Source organism: Streptomyces sp. NPDC001880, from assembly GCF_053594575.1.
The window spans coordinates 25,167-43,374 of record NZ_JBSFET010000052.1; the positions used below are offsets into that span (position 1 = coordinate 25,167).

Sequence of the window (18,208 nt, forward strand, 5' to 3'; positions counted from 1 at the left end):
CCGCGCCTGTTGCTCGACCGCATCCGTCGCTTTTCGGTCAGTGGACGGCATCGCATTGCAGTCGAAAATTTGAGCATGTGATGGTCTCACCCATGACCACAGGTGGGGACACGGCATCGAACCAACAACGACCGCTACGGCTGGCCGACTTGGCCGGTCCGGTGACACCACCAGCGCCGAAAGCTCCAGAGGTTTCCACGTCGAGACCCGATGTCGCGAACGATCCGCTGGTTGCCGCACGCCGGGAGTTCGCGGTGTTGCTGGGCGAGTTCCGTCGTACGGCGGTGCTGGTCCCGTTCGACGCGTCGGGGAGTCTGTGGTCGGCAGATCGGAACGGCGTGCGGTGGATCTGCGCGTTCTCGGACGAGGAGGCGCTGGCCCGGTTTGCCTACGCACAGGGCGACGCCGGCAGGGAGTGGACGTACCGGACGATTCTGGGTGCCCGGCTGCTCGATGTAATGGTGCCGATGCTGCCGGGACCGGCGGGGGTCGCGCTGGACGCAGGTAGCGAGGACGGGATGTTGTTCCCGCCGGTGGCGGGGGTCGTGCCGGAGGCGGTCGCGGTGGATCTCGGGGAGTCGGCGTGAGCGGGGGGCAGCAGCCGGATCTGGAGGTTCCGCCGGAGGCGCTGGCACTGATCGCGCAGGGGATCGACAAGGCGCACGGCGAGTTGAAGGACCTCGGACTGATCGGCGAGGCGGCGGCGGGGCGTAGCTTTTCGGTTCTGGCCCTGTCGGGGCTGGAGTTGGGGCATGAGGGGCTCGCGGCGGGGTTCGAGGCGTTCTGCGAGCGGTGGGAGTGGGGCGTGCGGGGGCTGATGGCATGGGGCAACAGTTTCGCGGCCGGGGTGGGGTTGTCGGCGGGGGCGATGCAGGAGCAGGAGCAGTACGTCAAGGACACGTTCAAGATCGCGGTGAACGCCGTCAACGGCAATCCGCATCTGAGCGAGGACGAGGTCAAGGAGAAGAGCTGGGACGAGATCAAGTCCCAGTCGCCGTACGACGGTGCCGACTGGAGCCAGGAATCGTTCGACCGGGCGCGGGAGGAGGTGGGGCAGACCTGGCGGGACACGGGGTACGACGTGCAGGACGGGATGCTCGACTCGATGCGCAATTCCGGGGTGATCTCGCCCGAGGTGCGTGAGGCGGCCGACGAGCAGGCCCGTAGGACATTCGACCCGTCGGACGAGGCCGTCAGGCAGGCGCAACAGCCGAATTGGGGGGATCGCTGATGCCGGACTGGGGTGCATGGGCGGAGAAGGGTCTCGGCAAGCTGGAGGACGGCTGGGAGGAGGGGAAGAGGAAGGTCGGCGAGGGGGTCGACTGGGCGACGGACAAGGTCGGCGACGGGCTTGAGCACATCAACCAGAGCGCGATGGCGGACATCGTCGAGGACTGGGGCGACCGTGCGGCTTCCTCTCTGGGCGCGAAGGTCGGTGAGCAGCAGCTCGGCCAGAGCGAGCAGGCGAACGAGCTGATTCACGGCAACGTGGCGAAGATCAGCGCGAGCGTGCAGAACCTACGGGACTTCAAGGGTGCGTTCGACCTGGTCAGCCGGGGCATGAAAGCCCTGGACTCCAGCCGGTGGAAGGGCGTGGCGGCGGACGCGTTCCGGGAGAAGTTCACGACCGTCCCCACCAACTGGATGCGAGCCTCGGACGCCTTCGACGAGGCGGCCAGGGCTTTGGAGACGTATGCCACGACCGTGACGTGGGCGCAGGGCAAGGCGCAGGAGGCAATCGAGCTCTATCGCGCGGGCGAGCAGGCCTCCCGGTCGGCGGTCACCGCGTACAACAAGCAGGTCGACGCCTACAAGGAGGCGTACGGCAGCAAGGACCCACTGCCCCGGCCGGGTGAGTTCGTGGACCCCGGCACGGCCCATCGGGACCGTGCGCAGGAGATCCTGGCCGATGCCCGCAGTCAGCGCGACGAAGCGGCCGGCACGGCGCAGAAGCTGGTCGCGGCGGCGCTGGAGCATGCGCCGCCGCTGCCGTCCGCGACCGAGCGGGCAACGTTCAACCTTGCGGATTTCGCGGTCGGGCAGGGTGTGGAGGCGACGCACTTCACCGGCGGCGTCGTGAAGGGCGCCGTCGGCATCACGAACTTCGTCCGCTCGATCGACCCGCGCGACCCGTACAACCTCACGCACCCGGCCGAGTACTACAAGAGCGTCAGCATGACGCTGGCCGGGCTGGCTTCCACCGCGGCCCACCCCGACCGGGCGCTGAAAGGCGCGTGGGAGTCGGTGAAGGCGGACCCCAGCGAGTTCGTCGGTCGGCTGGTACCGGAACTCATCGGCACGAAGGGGGCCGGCGCAGGCAAGTCCCTGCTTCGCGTTGGAGTGAAGGACGGTGCGGCAACCGCAGCGGGGCGTGGGTTGAAACACCACACGCCTTCGAGGGCGGACGGTCCTGGGACAGCACGGCACAGTGTCGAAGAGAAGCCGGACGAAGTGTCGAGAGGTCCCGAGGACAAGAAGTGCGTGCAGGACCCGGTCGATGTCGCCACCGGCCACATGGTGCTGCCCCAGACAGACATCGCACTGCCCGGGTCTCTGCCCCTGATCTTCCAGCGGTCCTTCGAGTCGTCCTACCGCGCGGGCCGCTGGTTCGGACCGGCCTGGGCCAGCACCGTCGACCAGCGCCTGGAGATCGACTCCCAGGGCGTGATCTTCGTCTGCGACGACGGGAGCCTGCTCGCCTATCCGCACCCCGCCCCGGGCGTCCCAGTGATGCCCACCCACGGCCGCCGCTGGCCACTGGACCGTGCCACCGACGGGGACTACACGGTCACCGACCCGGACAGCGGCCGGGTCCGGCACTTCACCACCCACAGCGACGATCTGGCGCTGCTCACCCAGCTGGACGACCGTAACGGCAACTGGATCGCCTTCGAGTACGACGCTACCGGCGCCCCGACCTTCATCGTCCACAGCGGCGGCTACCAGCTGAAGCTGACCACCCACGAGGGCCGAATATCTGCCCTGCACCTGGTCGGAGGGGCGGCGGACGGCACGGATCAGGAGATCCTCCGCTACGGCTACACCGGCGGTCATCTCACCGAAGTCACGAACTCCTCGGGCCGCCCGCTGCGCTTCGATTACGACGTACACGGCCGGATCACGTCCTGGACCGACACCAATGGCAGCCGCTTCGACTACGTCTACGACGAGCGCGACCGCTGCATCGCCCAGTCCGGTGCCAACGGACACCTGAACGCGACGTTCGCGTACGACGACGCCGACCCGGAAGACGGCCTGCGCACCGCCGCTGTGACCGACGCGCTCGGCCACACCACCCGTTATGTGATCAATGAACGGGCCCAGGTCGTTGCCGAGACCTCCCCCCTGGGAGCCACCACCCGAAGCGAGTACGACCGCCACAACCGCCTGCTTTCGCACACCGACGCGCTCGGGCACACCACCCGCTGCACGTACAACCATGCGGGCCACCTGACCTCGGTGACCCGCGCGGACGGCCGCCGGTCCACCGCCGAGTACAACGTTCTCGGCCTGCCGGTCAAGGTGACGGGTGCCGACGGCATGGTCGTTCGCCAGTCCTACGACGAGCGCGGCAACCGCACCTCGGTCACCGACGCGTCGCGTGTCACCACGCAGTTCACCTACAGCGAAGCGGGCCATCTCACCTCGGTGACCGACCCCCTCGGCCACACCACGCGCATACGCAGCAACCAGGCCGGGCTCCCGGTGGAGATCAGCGACCCGCTCGGTGCGGCAACGCGCTGGGAGCGTGACGCGTTCGGCCGCCCGACAGCCCTCGTCGACGCTCTGGGAGCGACCACCCGGCTGGAATGGACAGTCGAAGGACGACTCACCCGGCGTATCGCCCCGGACGGCACCGAACAGTCCTGGTCCTACGACGGCGAAGGCAACTGCCTGTCCCATACCGACGCCACGGGCAGGGTCAGCAGCTTCGAGTACACGGATTTCGATCTGCTGACCGCGCGCACAGGGCCGGACGGTGTGCGTCACGAGTTCACCTACGACGCCAACCTGAACCTAACCCTGGTCACCAACCCGCAGGGCCTGAATTGGAGTTACACGTACGACGCAGCAGGCCGCCTCACCTCCGAGACAGACTTCGACGACCGAACGCTCACCTACACGCACGACAGCGTCGGGCGGCTGACCGCCCGCACCAACGGCCTCGGCCAGACCATCCGGTACGAGCACAACGAACTGGGTCGGCTCCTCCGCAAGGACGCGGACGGCGCGATCACCACGTTCGAGTACGACATCTTCGACCAGCTCGCCGTGGCCACCGGCCCTGACGCGACCCTGACCCGGCTGCGCGACCGGTACGGGCGCCTCAGGTCCGAGACCGTGAATGGCCGCACGCTCACCTACAACCACGACGCTCTCGGCCGACAGGTCTCCCGCACGACGCCGTCCGGAGCGGTGAGCGAATATCAGTACGACGCCGCCGGTCGACGCACCGCGCTCATCACCGCGGGCCGCACGCTGTCATTCGCCCACGACGCCGCCGGACGGGAGATCGCCCGCCACGTCGGCGAGACGATCAACCTGACCCACGACTTCGACACCATGGGCCGCCTGACCGGCCAGCAGACAACGGCCCACGGCCACAGCGTGCAGCACCGCACCTTCACCTACCGCGCCGACGGCAACCTGATCGGCATCGAAGACCAACTCTCGGGCCACCGCCGCTTCGACCTGGATGCGGCAGGGCGCGTCACGGCCGTCCGCGCGGCAGGCTGGTCAGAGACATACGCGTACGATGAAGCGGGCAACCAGATTCACGCCTCCTGGCCCACCACTCACCCCGGCCAGGAAGCGACAGGACCGCGCACCTACACCGGCACCCGCATCACCGACGCCGGCCACGTCCGCTACGAGCACGACCCCCAGGGCCGCATCGTCCTGCGCCAGAAGACCCGCCTCTCCCGCAAACCGGACACCTGGCGCTATGAATGGGATGCCGAAGATCGCCTGACCTCCGTCACCACACCCGACGGCACCCGCTGGCGCTACCTCTACGACCCACTCGGCCGCCGCATCGCAAAACAGCGTCTGTCCGCCGCCGACAACGAATCGGTGACGGAAGAAGTGTCCTTCACCTGGGACGGCACAACCCTGTGCGAACAGCTCACCCGCACGGACACCCTGCCCAATCCGATCGTCCTCACCTGGGACCACCAGGGCTACCACCCACTGACCCAGACAGAACGCATCCTCACGGGCGACACCCCGCAGACCACGGTCGACGAACGCTTCTTCGCCATCGTCACCGACCTCGTCGGCACGCCCTGCGAACTCGTGGACGAGCAAGGCGGTATTGCCTGGCGCAGCCGCCGGACCCTGTGGGGTACCACCACATGGGCATCTGACAGCACCGCGTACACGCCACTGCGCTTCCCCGGCCAGTACTACGACCCTGAGACAGGGCTGCACTACAACTACTTCCGGCATTACGATCCGGAGGCGGCCCGATACCTCACCCCGGACCCGCTCGGCCTCGTCCCGGCGCCGAACCCGTCGACGTATGTCCTGAATCCGCACACCTGGACCGACCCGCTCGGCCTGTCACCGTGCCCTCCGCATCTGTTCCGCGGAACCACCACAGGTTTCGAGGGCAGCCCCGGTGTGCAGCGGCACGGCATCACACCAACCTCGTCCGACCCCGGCGTCGCCAGCGTGTTCGCGACGCAGGCCGAGCGGTTCGGCGACGCCATCGTCGAGATCTATCCGCGCGGCGCGCTGGACGGGGTCCCGGTCCACCAGGGGTACATCGCGCGGGAGGCCGAATGGCCGGTCGAGCTGAGTCCGGCGGAACTGTCGTCCCGCGCATCCGCGCAGGTGCCATCGGCGGTAGCCCGGGAGATCCTCTCCGAGATGGGCATCCACGTGCCACGCAAGATCGGCAACGGGGACATCGATCCGCTCCTTGAATACGATGTTCCCAAGCTCACCCCCGAGCAGATCGCACACTTCGTCGAGGAGGCACACCGACGTGCTGGATAACGTGCCGGAGAAGGCGGCCCTGAGCATCGAATCCATCGAGTCCGTGACGCCGGGCGCTACCGACGCGGCAGACGACGTGGCCGTGTGCGTGGTCCGCTGCGTTGAGGGGACGGCACGGCTGGGCATGGTGTTCCAGCACCCGGGTTCCGCAGTGGGCCGCCCGGGCACGGCCACGCCAGGGTTCTTGCTGACCGCCATTGAGTGGTACGGCAAGCAGGTCGAGCAGCTGGACACCGTTCACTCCGGCAAGGTCACGCTCACAGGAGCCGGAGCGGAGACGCTGGCCAAGCGCGATGTCCTGAACTCGGCACCGCAGCACTGAATGACCCCGTCGGCTGGGTGACTGCGGTCGACGGCAAGCACTGGACCGAGACCTACGCTTATGACCAGGCGGGCAACCAGACACAGGAGCGTGGCCTGTAGGCCATCCCGGTCACGAGGCCACGGGCGAACGTACTTACACAGGCACACGGTTCACCCGCGCCAGCCGCGTCCGCTACGAGCACGACGCCCAGGGTCGCATCGTCCTGCGCCAGAAGACCCGCCTCTCCCGCAAACCGGACACCTGGCGCTACGAATGGGACGCGGAAGACCGGCTGACGGCGGTCACTACTCCTGACGGCACGCGCTGGCGCTACGCATACGACCCACTCGGTCGTCGAATCGCCAAACAACGGCTGGCTGCCGACAACGAAACCGTGGTGGAACAGACCCACCTTCGTCTGGGACGGCACGACGCTGTGCGAGCAGACAACTCGCTCGCCTCAGCTTCCGAACCCCATCACCCTGACCTGGGACCACGACGGACTGCGCCCCCTCACCCAGACCGAACGCATCACCCTCGCGGACGCCCCTCGGACCGAAATCGACGACCGTTTCTTCAGCATCGTCACCGACCTCATCGGCAGCCCGACCGATCTACTCGATGAGTCGGGCGCCCTCGCCTGGCACACCCGCAGCACACTATGGGGCACCACAACATGGGCCACCGACAGCACCGCGTACACGCCACTTCGCTTCCCCGGCCAGTACTTCGACCCAGAAACCGATCTCCACTACAACTACTTCCGCCACTACGATCCAGAAACGGCGCGTTATCTTAGCTCCGACCCTCTGGGGCTGAGGCCTGCCCCGAACCCGGCGGCATACGTCCCAAACCCGTTCAGCGGGATCGACCCCTGGGGCTAGCGTCACATGGTCCTGATCCCGGAGAGAAAGCCGGAGATTCTCCAGCTGGCCCCGGCCCCTGGGACATGACAGGTCGAGATCCGATGAGCCTGGTTCCGGACCATGCAAGGGTCCGTGAACTCAAACCAGATCCAGATGGGGGTGCCCAGTACGGGCTGGAATACATATGGAGGGACTCCGAAGAAAGGAGAGTGTGGCTGAGGTTCCACGGCCCAGATAGAGGCGCTAATGTCCCCTTGGACTCACCGTCACGATGGAATGAGGTATACAGAATTCAAATCTCGGGCAGATACCAAGACATGCTCGGGAATCTTTACCACAAGAATGTGCACAACCCAAGGAGCCCAAGCTATGACCCCGATGCTGCTGCAGCAACTCACTTAATTTGGCCGGATGAGTTCAATGGACTCTAAATATTCACCAGAATCCGCTAGCAAGGAAAAGAACCATGACGGTAGGCGATAAAAATCTCGTCCTGATTGTCCGCGGGCTGGCTTCCTCGGACCCCGAAGTCAGGGAGGAGACCTCCGAAACAGTCTGCGACTGGCTAAACTCCTTCAGCCGCCGGGAGGTGCGGGTGATTTCTGCACTACTGTCCTCCATCGCCGCACTGGAAACTGAATCAGACTGCCGGGAAAGCGAATTGCACGCCTTGAGCGAGCTTACTGAAACCGAATTCATTGAAGCCGATGACCTCGCACCCTTGCAGCAAATCCAGCGCGACACGCTACGAGGGTCGGAAGCAGAGCACTTCGACTACCTGACAGGCGAGTATTTCTGACCTGAGTACACATTGGGCCGGACGATTGCAAGCGTGACCGAATGCGTGACAGGTTCGGAAATGTAGCCACGAGTTACGGCCCATCAGGCCCTAATAATGAAAGTGGCACGGCAACATGGGAGCTATCCGACTCCCCCTGGGCTATCAATTGCCCCTGATTAGATCATCACAAGGACGCATACCTACTCTCCCAGAGGCGGAACTCTGCCGCCCGCGACCCTTCTCCGTTCGGACCCACAGCAAATGACACCCCCGAGATCAGGACCCCACAGAATGGTGGGCAGATTTCTGCCGATATTAGGTACCACGATGTATGCACCGACGGACGATACGTCTACGATCCCGAAATGGGCGCCAACCCCATCCCTTACGGGGATTACGAACGCGCCATTCGGCTCACGAATCCGGGGAAGAAGCTTGTCATCTCGGATGGCGGGTATTCGGGTCCCCTGTGGTGAAATCAGCTCGGGATTGAAATCAGAATGCCATCACTAGCACGGCGCTCCATGCAGGTTCTCGGCGAGCTCGGTGAACTCGCCTGGTTCAAACTCTCCTCAGAGCGACACCCGCTCCACGGATACCAGCAACTTGTTTTCCTCGCGTGGCGATTCAAGGATCCACAGGAGGGGGTTGCGGAGATAATTGAACATGAAGTAGATGCCGCGCCTACCCAAGTCGACTGGACATTGGTTACATCCGAAAGGAACTGGTATCTCACTCCCTCTCGAGTCGCGAATGAAATCAAAATTAGGGGTAATAGTAATTTCAACGATATTACGCACGAAATCACCACGGGAGACCAAGAATTTTGCATGAAAGCTCTCGTTGATTTCGAGAGCATTATCCGGCGCCTGGAGGGTCGATCTCGCGTGGCCCCAAATCCTCCTGAATAACATGCCACCGACCAATCATCGGCCGGTGCCCAGCGAGGAAACAATACGTACGCCCACCGCCTACGGATGGTGTCCGCCCGCAATCATGCAGGTAGGCGGTGAAATCAATGGGCGTGACAGCAGTACGTCAAGGACGCGTTCGAGATCGCGGTGAACGCCGTCAACGGCAATCCGCATCTGAGCGAGGACGAGGTCAAGGAGAAGAGCTGGGACGAGATCAGGTCCCAGTCGCCGTACGACGGTGCCGACTGAAGCCAGGAATCGCTCGACCGGGCGCGGGAAGAGGCAGCGCAGACTTGGCGGGCTACGGGTCGCGGGAGCATCACCCGCTACCGTCGTCCGCGGAACTCCTCATCAGCATGGGCAGGCCAGCGGGTCAGCCGGACGTAGCCGTCGTCGTCCTCTCCCGCCGCACCGTCGTCGCGATCGTCGCCGAGCCGACCACGCGGGTGCCGTCGTACAGGACGACCGCCTGGCCGGGGGCCACGCCCCGTACCGGCTCGGTGAAGGTGACGTGCAGGGTGCCGTCGACGAGTTCGGCGGTGACCTCGGTCTCGCCGCCGTGGGCGCGGAGCTGGGCGGTGTAGGTGCCGGGGCCGGTCGGGGCGGTGCCGCACCAGCGGGGCTTGATGGCGGTGAGGGCGGTGACGTCCAGGGACTCGACCGGGCCGACCGTCACCGTGTTGTTGACCGGGGAGATGTCCAGGACGTAGCGCGGCTTGCCGTCGGGGGCGGGGTGGCCGATGCGCAGGCCCTTGCGCTGGCCGATGGTGAAGCCGAAGGCGCCCTCGTGGGTGCCGACCTTCGTGCCCGACTCGTCGACGATGTCGCCCTCGGCGGTGCCGAGCCGGCTCGCCAGGAAGCCCTGGGTGTCGCCGTCGGCGATGAAGCAGATGTCGTGGCTGTCGGGCTTCTTGGCGACGGCGAGGCCGCGGCGCTCGGCCTCGGCGCGGATCTCGTCCTTGGTGGTGAGGGTGTCGCCGAGCGGGAACATCGCGTGGGCGAGCTGCTTCTCGTCCAGGACGCCGAGGACGTACGACTGGTCCTTGGCCATGTCGGAGGCGCGGTGCAGCTCGCGGCTGCCGTCCTCGCCCCGGACGACGGTGGCGTAGTGGCCGGTGCAGACCGCGTCGAAGCCCAGCGCGAGGGCCTTGTCGAGGAGCGCGGCGAACTTGATCTTCTCGTTGCAGCGCAGACACGGGTTGGGGGTGCGCCCCGCCTCGTACTCGGCGATGAAATCGTCCACGACGTCCTCGCGGAAGCGTTCCGCCAGGTCCCAGACGTAGAACGGGATGCCGATCACATCCGCCGCTCGGCGGGCGTCGCGGGAGTCCTCGATCGTGCAACAGCCGCGCGCTCCGGTACGGAAGGACTGCGGGTTGGCGGAGAGGGCGAGGTGCACACCGGTCACGTCGTGGCCCGCCTCGGCGGCGCGGGCCGCGGCGACGGCGGAGTCGACACCGCCCGACATGGCGGCGAGCACACGGAGGGGGCGCTGGGAAGTCTCAGTCATAGCTCCACCAGAGTACGGGGCGCCGGGAACCGAACGCGCTCGGATATGCGTTGTGGATCACATGGGGACCAAGGGGACACCGGGCGCCAAGAGCTCCGGCGGTGCGAAGTCCGGGCACGGCATCAGTCGGCGCGGGCTGCTGATCGGCGCCGCGGTCACGGCCGCGGGCGCGGCCCTGCTGGCGCGGGACCAGCTGGAGCATGTCTGGTGGCGGCTGCCCGGGGTGGAGAAGCCCCGCAAGCCCGGCGAGGTGGATTTCGCGCGGGCCCAGTGGATATCGGCCTCGTCGGCGAACTGGCGGAAGGCCGACCGCCCCGACGACTACACCATCGACCGGGTCGTCATCCATGTCACCCAGGGCAGCTACGGGAGCGCGGTGAAGGTCTTCCAGGACCCGGGGCACGGAGCGGCGGCGCACTACGTGGTGCGCAAGGACGGCCAGGTGACGCAGATGATCCGTGAGCTGGATGTGGCGTTCCACGCGGGGAACAGGTCGTACAACGAGCGCAGTGTGGGGATCGAGCACGAGGGCTTCGTGGACCGGCCGCAGGACTTCACGGCGGCGATGTACGGGGCCTCGGCGCGGCTCACTGCGGAGATCTGCGAGCGGTACGGGATACCGGTGGACCGGGAGCACATCATCGGGCACGTGGAGGTGCCGGGCACGGACCACACCGATCCGGGCAAGCACTGGGACTGGGACCGGTATCTGAAGCTGGTCCGGGCGGCGAGCAAAGGGGCGACCGCCGGGCACAAGGGCTGACCGCCGGGCACGAGCGATGACCGCCGGGCACAAGCAGCGACCGCGGGGCCCGTACGGTCACTGGCGGGGCACGGGGCCACCGGAATCACCGGACGGGCCCGGGTCCACCGGATTCAGCTGAGTCCCGCCGTGCGTGCCCGCTCCACCGCCGGTCCGATCGCGCGGGCCACCTCGTCGATGTCCTGCTGGGTGGACGTGTGGCCGAGCGAGAAGCGCAGGGTGCCGCGGGCCAGGTCCGGGTCGGTGCCGGTGGCCAGCAGTACGTGGCTGGGCTGGGCGATCCCGGCGGTGCAGGCGGAGCCGGTGGAGCATTCGATGCCCTGCGCGTCCAGCAGCAGGAGCAGGGAGTCGCCCTCGCAGCCGGGGAAGGTGAAGTGGGCGTTGGCCGGGAGCCGGCCGCCGGGAGCCGGGTCGCCGCCGAGGACGGCATCGGGCACGGCGGCCCGCACGGCCGCGACCAGGCCGTCGCGGAGTCCGCCGATCTCGCGGGCGAACTCCTCGCGTCCGTCGGCTGCCAGCCGCCCCGCGAGGGCGAAGGAGGCGATGGCGGGCACATCGAGGGTGCCCGAGCGGACGTGCCGCTCCTGGCCGCCGCCGTGGAGCACGGGCACGGGGGTGTATTCGCGGCCGAGCAGCAGCGCACCGATGCCGAACGGCCCGCCGATCTTGTGCGCACTGACCGTCATCGCAGCCAGCCCGGACCGGGCGAAGTCGACCTCCAGCTGCCCGAAGGCCTGCACCGCGTCCGCATGCATCGGCACATCGAACTCACGGGCCACATCGGCCAGTTCGCGTACCGGCATGACGGTGCCGACCTCGTTGTTGGCCCACATCACGGTGACCATCGCGACATCGCCGGGGTCGCGGAGGATCGCCTCGCGCAGGACGTCCGGGTGGACGCGTCCGTACCGGTCGACGGGGAGGTATTCGACGTTCGCGCCCTCGTGCTCGGCGAGCCAGTCGACGGCGTCCAGCACCGCGTGGTGCTCGACGGGGCTGGCCAGCACCCGGGTGCGGCGGGGGTCGGCGTCGCGGCGGGCCCAGTACAGGCCCTTCACCGCGAGGTTGTCGGCCTCGGTGCCGCCGGAGGTGAAGACCACCTCGCTGGGGCGTGCGCCGAGGGCATCGGCGAGGGTCTCTCTCGACTCCTCGACGGTGCGGCGGGCCCGGCGCCCGGCGGCGTGCAGTGAGGACGCGTTGCCGGTGACTGCGAGCTGGGCGGTCATCGCCTCGATCGCTTCCGGAAGCATCGGCGTGGTCGCGGCGTGGTCGAGGTAAGCCATGGTGGGCTCGATTCTACGAGCCCCGGCGGGGCGTACGGCGGGCGCATGGCGGCCCGGTCCCCGCGCACCGGTCGCGACCCCCGGTCAGGCTGCGAAGTTCCAGGAGATCAGGAGATGGTGCCGGAGCCGGTGACCAGGAAGGCCGGCACCACGAGGTCGGCGGTGCCGAGTGCGAGCCCCGGGCAGGCGCGGCCGCGGCGGGAGGTGGAACGGACGGAGAACGCCTCGATGCCCCGGTGAACGGGGAGCACCTCGATACCCCGGTGAACGGCGAGCGCCTCGATGCCCCGGTGAACGGCGAGCGCCTCGATGCCCCGGTGGACCGAGAGCGCCCCGATACCCCGGTGGATGGTGCGTACGGAGACTTCGAGGCGCTCGGCGAGCTCGGTGGCGGGCACCGGGCCGCGGGCCCGGAGCAGCAGGCGGATCGAGAGCAGCCGACCGGATTTCACCTCACCGGCTCCCCCACCGCCGCCGCTGCCTCTGCTTCCGCCCCTCGCCCTGGCGCCGCCGGTCGTCAGGAGCGCGGTGCGCGCGCCAGTTGGCGGGACTGGGCCACCAAGCGGTCCGCGCTGTCCCAGACGTCCGCGTCCTCCTCCAGGAAGCCGCCCGCGAGGTTGCGGGTGGTGATGGAGACACGCAGCGGGCCGGGGGCCGGGCGGCAGCGGATGTGGGTGGTGAGCTCGATGGTCGGCGTCCAGCCCTTGAGGCCCAGCTCGAACGAGGTGGGCGGCAGCGCGTCGACGGTGAGCAGCAGCGAGAGCGGGTCGGCGTCGCGGCCGTCCGCGAGGCCGAACCAGCCGCGCATCTCGCCCTTGCCGGACGGCTGCCCGATGGCCCAGCCGATCGTCGCCGGGTCGAGCTTGATGTCGAGCCGCTCGGTGATCGCGGAGCTGCCGGGGATCGGGGCCGGGCTGTCGCTCGGGCCGAGGCAGTGCTCCCGCGGCGGGATGGCCGGCGGCTTCGCCGAGGTGCGGACCTCGTCGGAGAGGCCGTCCAGATCGCCGTAGGTGGCGATGACCCGGATGCGCTCGACCTCGGTGCCGTCCTGCGCGTACTGGAAGAGGGACGCCTGGCCGGTGGAGAGTGTGCGGCCGGTGCGGACGGTCTGGGTCCGGATCACCGCGGGGCCGGGGACGGACGCGGTGAGGTAGTGCGCGGAGACGGAGAAGGGGTCCGGGTGCGGCAGGGCCTGGCCGAGCGCACGGCCGAGCATGGCCAGCAGATAGCCGCCGTTGACGGCCTGGATGATCGTCCAGCCGGCGGAGAGCTCGGCGTCGTACACGCCCTCTTCGCGAAGGGTGACGGCGGTGTCGCGGTCGAACTCGCTGTTCCCGATGGTCGCCGGTCCGGTCTGTGCCGCCTGCGCCGCCGGCTGCTGTACTGCCTGCTCTGCTGCCTGTGCCATGCGACGCACCGTACACCGATCGTATTACTGAGCGGTAGCTTTATTGACGTGGATCACGGCACCGGATCGCTGGGACCGCAGCACCGCCCCGGATCCCCGGGACGTCACCCCGCCCCGGATCGCCGGGATCTCGGCCTCCGCCTCAGGTGGTCGCGGAGCTCTCCTCGGCCGTCGCGGACTTCCGGTTGTAGGCGCGCGGGGCCCGCCAGTGGTAGCGCATCGACAGCAGCCGCAGCACGAAGACCACGATCACCGCGGTGCCGCTGGTGAGCGCGTTGAGCATCTCGAAGCGGATGCACAGGACGGTCGTCGTGGCGCCGACGATGGCGGGCACCGCGTACAGATCGCGGTCCCAGCGCAGCAGCGAGGGCACCTCGTTGGCCAGTACGTCACGCAGCACACCGCCGCCGACCGCGGTGGCGAGCCCCAGGGTCGCCGACGCGGTGAGGCCCAGGCCGTAGTCGTACGCCTTGACCGTGCCCGTGACGCAGAACAGCCCGAGGCCCGCCGCGTCGAAGACGTTGACGCCCACCTGGATCCGCTCGACGTGCGGATGCAGGAAGAACACCAGGGCGGCGGCAATGAGCGGGGTGGTGAAGTAGCCGAGATCCGTGAACGCCGCGGGCGGGACCGCCCCGATGACGATGTCACGGAACAGCCCTCCGCCCAGCGCGGTCACCTCGGCGAGCACCGCGATGCCGAAGACATCGAAGTTCTTGCGTACGGCGAGCAGAGCGCCCGAGATCGCGAAGACGAAGATTCCGACGATGTCGAGCGCATGCTGGACGGAGGGCGTGAACAGTTCGTTGAGCACCGGGCAATTGTGCCGGTACTACTCCTTCGGGCTGTCCTCCGGCGTTTCGGTCGAGGCGGCGGAGCCGTCCGCCGAGGGCTCGGCGGCCCCGGGCTCGTCCACCGAGAACTCGGCAGCCCCAGGCTCGTCCACCGAGGAATCGGCAGCCCCAGCCTCGTCCACCGGGGGCTCAGCGGCCTCGGGCTCGGTGGCCTCGGGCTCGTCCGCCGGGGGCTTGCCCACCTCGATGATCTCGATCGCCTCGCGCGCCGCCGCCGTCACCGTCTCGCCCGGCACCTGGTCGGGTGCATTCTCCGGGTGGTGGCAGGCCACCTGGTGCCCGGTCTTCAGCGCGGCCAGCGGCGGCTCCTGCGTCTTGCAGACCTCCGTCGCCTTCCAGCACCGGGTGTGGAAGCGGCAGCCACTGGGCGGCGAGATCGGCGAGGGCACGTCGCCCTTGAGCAGGATCCGCTCGCTCTTGGCAGAACGGCGCTTCGGGTCCGGGATCGGGACCGCCGAGAGCAGCGCCTTGGTGTACGGGTGCATCGGCGCCTTGTAGAGCGACTCGCGGTCGGCCAGCTCCACGATCTTGCCGAGGTACATCACCGCGATCCGGTCCGAGACGTGCCGGACGACCGAGAGGTCATGGGCGATGATCACGTACGTCAGGCCCAGCTCGCTCTGGAGGTCGTCGAGCAGGTTCACCACCTGCGCCTGGATCGAGACGTCCAGCGCCGACACCGGCTCGTCCGCCACGACCAGCTTCGGGTTGAGCGCCAGGGCGCGGGCGATCCCGATGCGCTGGCGCTGACCGCCGGAGAACTCGTGCGGGTAGCGGTTGTAGTGCTCGGGGTTCAGGCCCACGACCTCCAGCAGCCGCTGCACCTCCTTCTTCACGCCGCCGTCGGGCGTGACGCCCTGGAGCTTGAAGGGGGCGCCCACGATCGTGCCGATCGTGTGCCGCGGGTTCAGCGAGGAGTACGGGTCCTGGAAGATCATCTGCATGTCCCGGCGCATCGGGCGCATGGCGCCCACACCGAGGTGCGTGATGTCCTTGCCCTCGAACTCGATCTTCCCCGCGGTGGGTTCGAGCAGCCGGGTGATCAGCCGGCCCATCGTCGACTTCCCGCAGCCGGACTCGCCGACGACGCCCAGGGTCTCCCCCGAGCGCACCTCGAAGTCGAGCCCGTCGACGGCCTTCACGGCCCCGGCGTTGCGCTGCAGCAGCCCCTTCTTGATGGGGAAATGCTTCTGCAGCCCGGTCACCTTGAGCAGCACCTCGCGGGAGGCGGTGTCACCGGCCGGCGCGCCGTTCCCGGCAGACCTCTGCGCCGGAACGTCCACGCCCTTGTCCTCGCTCGTCACGGCCTTGTCCTCGCTCACAGCTTGGGCGCAATCTCTTCGGTCCAGATACGCTCCCGCTGCTCCGGCGACATGTGGCAGGCCGCCCAGTGCCGGCTGCCGACCTCCTGGAGCTCGGGCCGTACGGTGCGGGTCACGTCGTCCTTGGGCACGTCCGCGTACGGGCAGCGCGGGTTGAAGGCGCAGCCCGAAGGGATGTTGATGAGCGACGGCGGGGAACCCTTGACCGGGATGAGCCGGTCGGTCTGGTCGCGGTCGAGGCGCGGCATCGAGCCCAGCAGACCCCAGGTGTAGGGGTGCCGGGGCTCGTAGAACACCTTCTCGGCCGGTCCGCGCTCGACGCAGCGCCCGCCGTACATCACCAGGATGTCGTCGGCGAGCTCGGCGACGACGCCCAGGTCGTGGGTGATGACGATGACCGCGGAGCCGAACTCCTTCTGCAGGTCCCGGATCAGGTCGAGGATCTGCGCCTGGACCGTCACGTCCAGCGCGGTCGTCGGCTCGTCGGCGATCAGCAGCTCGGGGTTGTTGACCAGCGACATGGCGATCATCGCGCGCTGGCGCATGCCGCCGGAGAACTCGTGCGGGTAGCTGTCGACACGCTTGTCGGGCTGCGGGATGCCGACCCGGTCGAGCATCTCGACCGCCCTCTTGCGAGCGGTCTTCTTGTCCACGGCGTGATGGACCCGGTACGCCTCCACGATCTGCTTGCCGATCGTGTAGTACGGGTGCAGCGCGGACAGCGGGTCCTGGAAGATCATGGCCATCTCGCGGCCGCGCAGCTTGCGCACCTCGTCCGGGTCGGCGGAGAGCAGCTCCTTGCCGTCCAGCCAGATCTCGCCGGAGACCTGGGCCTTGCGCTTGCCGTACTGGCCGGCGGTGTGCAGGCCCATGATGCCCAGCGAGGTGACCGACTTGCCGGAGCCGGACTCGCCGACGATGCCGAGGGTCTTGCCCTTCTCCAGCTGGAAGTTGAGCCCGTCGACGGACTTGACCAGGCCGTCGTCGGTCGGGAAGTGCACCCTGAGGTCGCGCACTTCGAGGAAGGCGGTGGGAGCGGGCGAGCCGGCCGGCGAGGGTTCTCCCAGCGCGGCACCGCTCTTGTGCAGTTCGGTCATCCCAGCCTCACTCGCGGGTCGATGACGGCGTACATGATGTCGACGACGAGGTTGGCGACGGCGATCGCGAGGGCCGCGAACAGGGTGACGCCGAGAATCACCGGCAGGTCCTTGTTGCTGATCGCCTGGACCGCGGCGAGCCCGAGACCGGGCAGGTTGAACGTGGACTCGGTGAGGACGGCACCACCGAGCAGCACGCCGATGTCGAGGCCGAAGACGGTGAGGATCGGCGTCATCGCGGAACGCAGGGCGTGCCGGGTGATGACGGTGCCCTCGCCCAGTCCCTTGGAGCGGGCGGTACGGATGTAGTCCTCGCCGAGCACTTCGAGCATGGTGGCCCTGGTGAGGCGGGCGTACATCGCCGCGTTCAGGAAGGCGAGCACGATCCACGGCAGGATCAGGGTCTGGAACCAGGTGCCGATGCTGTCGTCCGTGGAGAGGTTGTCGGCGATGTGCACCCAGCCGAAGTTGTGGACGAACAGGCCCATGGCGACCATGCCGGTGAAGAAGATCGGCAGCGAGACACCGGCGAGCGCGGTGGTCATCGCGGCACGGTCCCAGATGCTGCCGCGGCGGAGCGCGGAGACCACACCGGTGGCGACGCCGCCGAGGAGCCACAGGACGCAGGCGCCCGCGGCGAGCGCGCCAGTGACGGGCAGCGCGTCCTTGAGCGTGGTCCAGACCGGCACCTCCGTGCGGAAGGAGTAACCGAAGCAGGGAGCGGCGCAGTGGGTGACATCGTCACCGTTCGCGTAGTCGCGCCCCATCGGGATGCCCTTGACGAAGTCCCAGAACTGGACGAGAAGGGGGTCGTCGAGACCCAGTTTGATCCGGATGCCCTGGAGCTGCTCGGCACCGGTGGCCTTGCCGGCGAAGAGGACGGCGACGTCCTGACCCGCCCACTTGGGCAGCATGAAGAAGATGGTGAACGTCGCGAGCAGTACGACGAGCACCATGATGACTACGGCGAACAGGCGCCGGATGAGATAAGCAAGCACTGTGCGCGGCCCGGGGGGGGGGGGGGGGCCCCCCGGGGGGGGGGCCGGCCCCCCCCCCCCCCCCCCGCGTGTGTTTTTATTTAAAGCCCCGGTTGGGCGGGTGATACA

General features: G+C 68.0%; 15 protein-coding genes and 1 pseudogene. 8 read left to right on the forward strand and 8 right to left on the reverse strand.

All coding sequences use genetic code 11. The features are described 5' to 3' along the window. The first annotated feature begins 92 nt into the window (after window positions 1-92). From ACWCQ6_RS24460 to ACWCQ6_RS24490, 7 genes and pseudogenes are all read left to right on the forward strand, one after another. Complete coding sequence (locus ACWCQ6_RS24460) at window positions 93-587, forward strand: SseB family protein (RefSeq protein ID WP_451092506.1); 495 nt, start codon at window positions 93-95, stop codon at window positions 585-587. Further along, window positions 584-1,231, forward strand: coding sequence for a hypothetical protein (locus tag ACWCQ6_RS24465; RefSeq protein WP_451092508.1), 648 nt, complete (start codon window positions 584-586; stop codon window positions 1,229-1,231). Before ACWCQ6_RS24460 ends, ACWCQ6_RS24465 begins: the two co-directional genes overlap by 4 nt. After that, the gene (locus tag ACWCQ6_RS24470) at window positions 1,231-6,000 is read left to right on the forward strand and encodes a putative T7SS-secreted protein (protein ID WP_451092510.1); all 4,770 of its coding nucleotides are present in this window, start codon (window positions 1,231-1,233) and stop codon (window positions 5,998-6,000) included. Before ACWCQ6_RS24465 ends, ACWCQ6_RS24470 begins: the two co-directional genes overlap by 1 nt. Next, the gene (locus tag ACWCQ6_RS24475) at window positions 5,990-6,322 is read left to right on the forward strand and encodes a hypothetical protein (RefSeq protein ID WP_451092512.1); all 333 of its coding nucleotides are present in this window, start codon (window positions 5,990-5,992) and stop codon (window positions 6,320-6,322) included. The genes ACWCQ6_RS24470 and ACWCQ6_RS24475 overlap by 11 nt, the downstream gene beginning before the upstream one ends. 2 nt (window positions 6,323-6,324) lie before the next feature. After that, window positions 6,325-7,185, forward strand: a pseudogene (locus tag ACWCQ6_RS24480) (RHS repeat-associated core domain-containing protein); the annotation flags it as partial. An 86-nt stretch (window positions 7,186-7,271) separates the two neighbouring features. Beyond that, window positions 7,272-7,601: a polymorphic toxin type 30 domain-containing protein gene (locus ACWCQ6_RS24485; RefSeq protein ID WP_451092514.1), complete on the forward strand. Its 330-nt coding sequence runs from the start codon at window positions 7,272-7,274 to the stop codon at window positions 7,599-7,601. A gap of 35 nt (window positions 7,602-7,636) precedes the next feature. Continuing rightward, complete coding sequence (locus ACWCQ6_RS24490; RefSeq protein WP_451092516.1) at window positions 7,637-7,969, forward strand: hypothetical protein; 333 nt, start codon at window positions 7,637-7,639, stop codon at window positions 7,967-7,969. A 1,269-nt stretch (window positions 7,970-9,238) separates the two neighbouring features. Here ACWCQ6_RS24490 and mnmA read toward each other — a convergent pair. After that, window positions 9,239-10,375 (reverse strand): tRNA 2-thiouridine(34) synthase MnmA, encoded by a 1,137-nt coding sequence (gene mnmA, locus ACWCQ6_RS24495; RefSeq protein WP_451092518.1) that lies wholly within the window; start codon window positions 10,373-10,375, stop codon window positions 9,239-9,241. 61 nt (window positions 10,376-10,436) lie between these two features. Here mnmA and ACWCQ6_RS24500 point away from each other — a divergent pair, with 61 nt between their 5' ends. Further along, on the forward strand, window positions 10,437-11,138 hold the full coding sequence (locus tag ACWCQ6_RS24500; RefSeq protein ID WP_451092534.1) for an N-acetylmuramoyl-L-alanine amidase: 702 nt from the start codon (window positions 10,437-10,439) through the stop codon (window positions 11,136-11,138). A gap of 113 nt (window positions 11,139-11,251) precedes the next feature. Here ACWCQ6_RS24500 and ACWCQ6_RS24505 read toward each other — a convergent pair whose 3' ends face one another. From ACWCQ6_RS24505 to ACWCQ6_RS24535, 7 genes are all read right to left on the reverse strand, one after another. After that, the gene (locus tag ACWCQ6_RS24505) at window positions 11,252-12,421 is read right to left on the reverse strand and encodes a cysteine desulfurase family protein (RefSeq protein WP_451092520.1); all 1,170 of its coding nucleotides are present in this window, start codon (window positions 12,419-12,421) and stop codon (window positions 11,252-11,254) included. 107 nt (window positions 12,422-12,528) lie between these two features. Next, entirely contained in the window at window positions 12,529-12,873 is a 345-nt protein-coding gene (locus ACWCQ6_RS24510; protein ID WP_451092522.1) for a helix-turn-helix domain-containing protein, read from the reverse strand. Between the two features lie 65 nt (window positions 12,874-12,938). After that, window positions 12,939-13,829: a thioesterase family protein gene (locus ACWCQ6_RS24515; RefSeq protein WP_451092524.1), complete on the reverse strand. Its 891-nt coding sequence runs from the start codon at window positions 13,827-13,829 to the stop codon at window positions 12,939-12,941. 142 nt (window positions 13,830-13,971) lie between these two features. Further along, the gene (locus ACWCQ6_RS24520) at window positions 13,972-14,643 is read right to left on the reverse strand and encodes a trimeric intracellular cation channel family protein (RefSeq protein WP_451092526.1); all 672 of its coding nucleotides are present in this window, start codon (window positions 14,641-14,643) and stop codon (window positions 13,972-13,974) included. Between the two features lie 18 nt (window positions 14,644-14,661). Then, window positions 14,662-15,966 (reverse strand): dipeptide ABC transporter ATP-binding protein, encoded by a 1,305-nt coding sequence (locus ACWCQ6_RS24525; RefSeq protein ID WP_451092536.1) that lies wholly within the window; start codon window positions 15,964-15,966, stop codon window positions 14,662-14,664. 35 nt (window positions 15,967-16,001) lie between these two features. Continuing rightward, a complete protein-coding gene (locus ACWCQ6_RS24530; RefSeq protein WP_451092528.1) occupies window positions 16,002-17,102 on the reverse strand; it encodes an ABC transporter ATP-binding protein in 1,101 nt (366 codons plus the stop codon). Beyond that, window positions 17,099-18,100, reverse strand: a complete 1,002-nt coding sequence (locus ACWCQ6_RS24535) for an ABC transporter permease (RefSeq protein ID WP_451092530.1) — start codon at window positions 18,098-18,100, stop codon at window positions 17,099-17,101. The genes ACWCQ6_RS24530 and ACWCQ6_RS24535 overlap by 4 nt, the downstream gene beginning before the upstream one ends. Between the last annotated feature and the right edge of the window lie 108 nt (window positions 18,101-18,208).

Excerpts from the sequence above, each read along its gene's own strand:
- ACWCQ6_RS24460 (WP_451092506.1), top strand. The coding sequence starts at position 93 with ATGACCACAGGTGGGGACACGGCATCGAACCAACAACGACCGCTACGG.
- mnmA (WP_451092518.1), bottom strand. The coding sequence starts at position 10,375 with ATGACTGAGACTTCCCAGCGCCCCCTCCGTGTGCTCGCCGCCATGTCG.
- ACWCQ6_RS24500 (WP_451092534.1), top strand. The coding sequence starts at position 10,437 with ATGGGGACCAAGGGGACACCGGGCGCCAAGAGCTCCGGCGGTGCGAAG.
- ACWCQ6_RS24505 (WP_451092520.1), bottom strand. The coding sequence starts at position 12,421 with ATGGCTTACCTCGACCACGCCGCGACCACGCCGATGCTTCCGGAAGCG.
- ACWCQ6_RS24485 (WP_451092514.1), top strand. The coding sequence starts at position 7,272 with ATGAGCCTGGTTCCGGACCATGCAAGGGTCCGTGAACTCAAACCAGAT.
- ACWCQ6_RS24515 (WP_451092524.1), bottom strand. The coding sequence starts at position 13,829 with ATGGCACAGGCAGCAGAGCAGGCAGTACAGCAGCCGGCGGCGCAGGCG.
- ACWCQ6_RS24490 (WP_451092516.1), top strand. The coding sequence starts at position 7,637 with ATGACGGTAGGCGATAAAAATCTCGTCCTGATTGTCCGCGGGCTGGCT.
- ACWCQ6_RS24530 (WP_451092528.1), bottom strand. The coding sequence starts at position 17,102 with ATGACCGAACTGCACAAGAGCGGTGCCGCGCTGGGAGAACCCTCGCCG.
- ACWCQ6_RS24470 (WP_451092510.1), top strand. The coding sequence starts at position 1,231 with ATGCCGGACTGGGGTGCATGGGCGGAGAAGGGTCTCGGCAAGCTGGAG.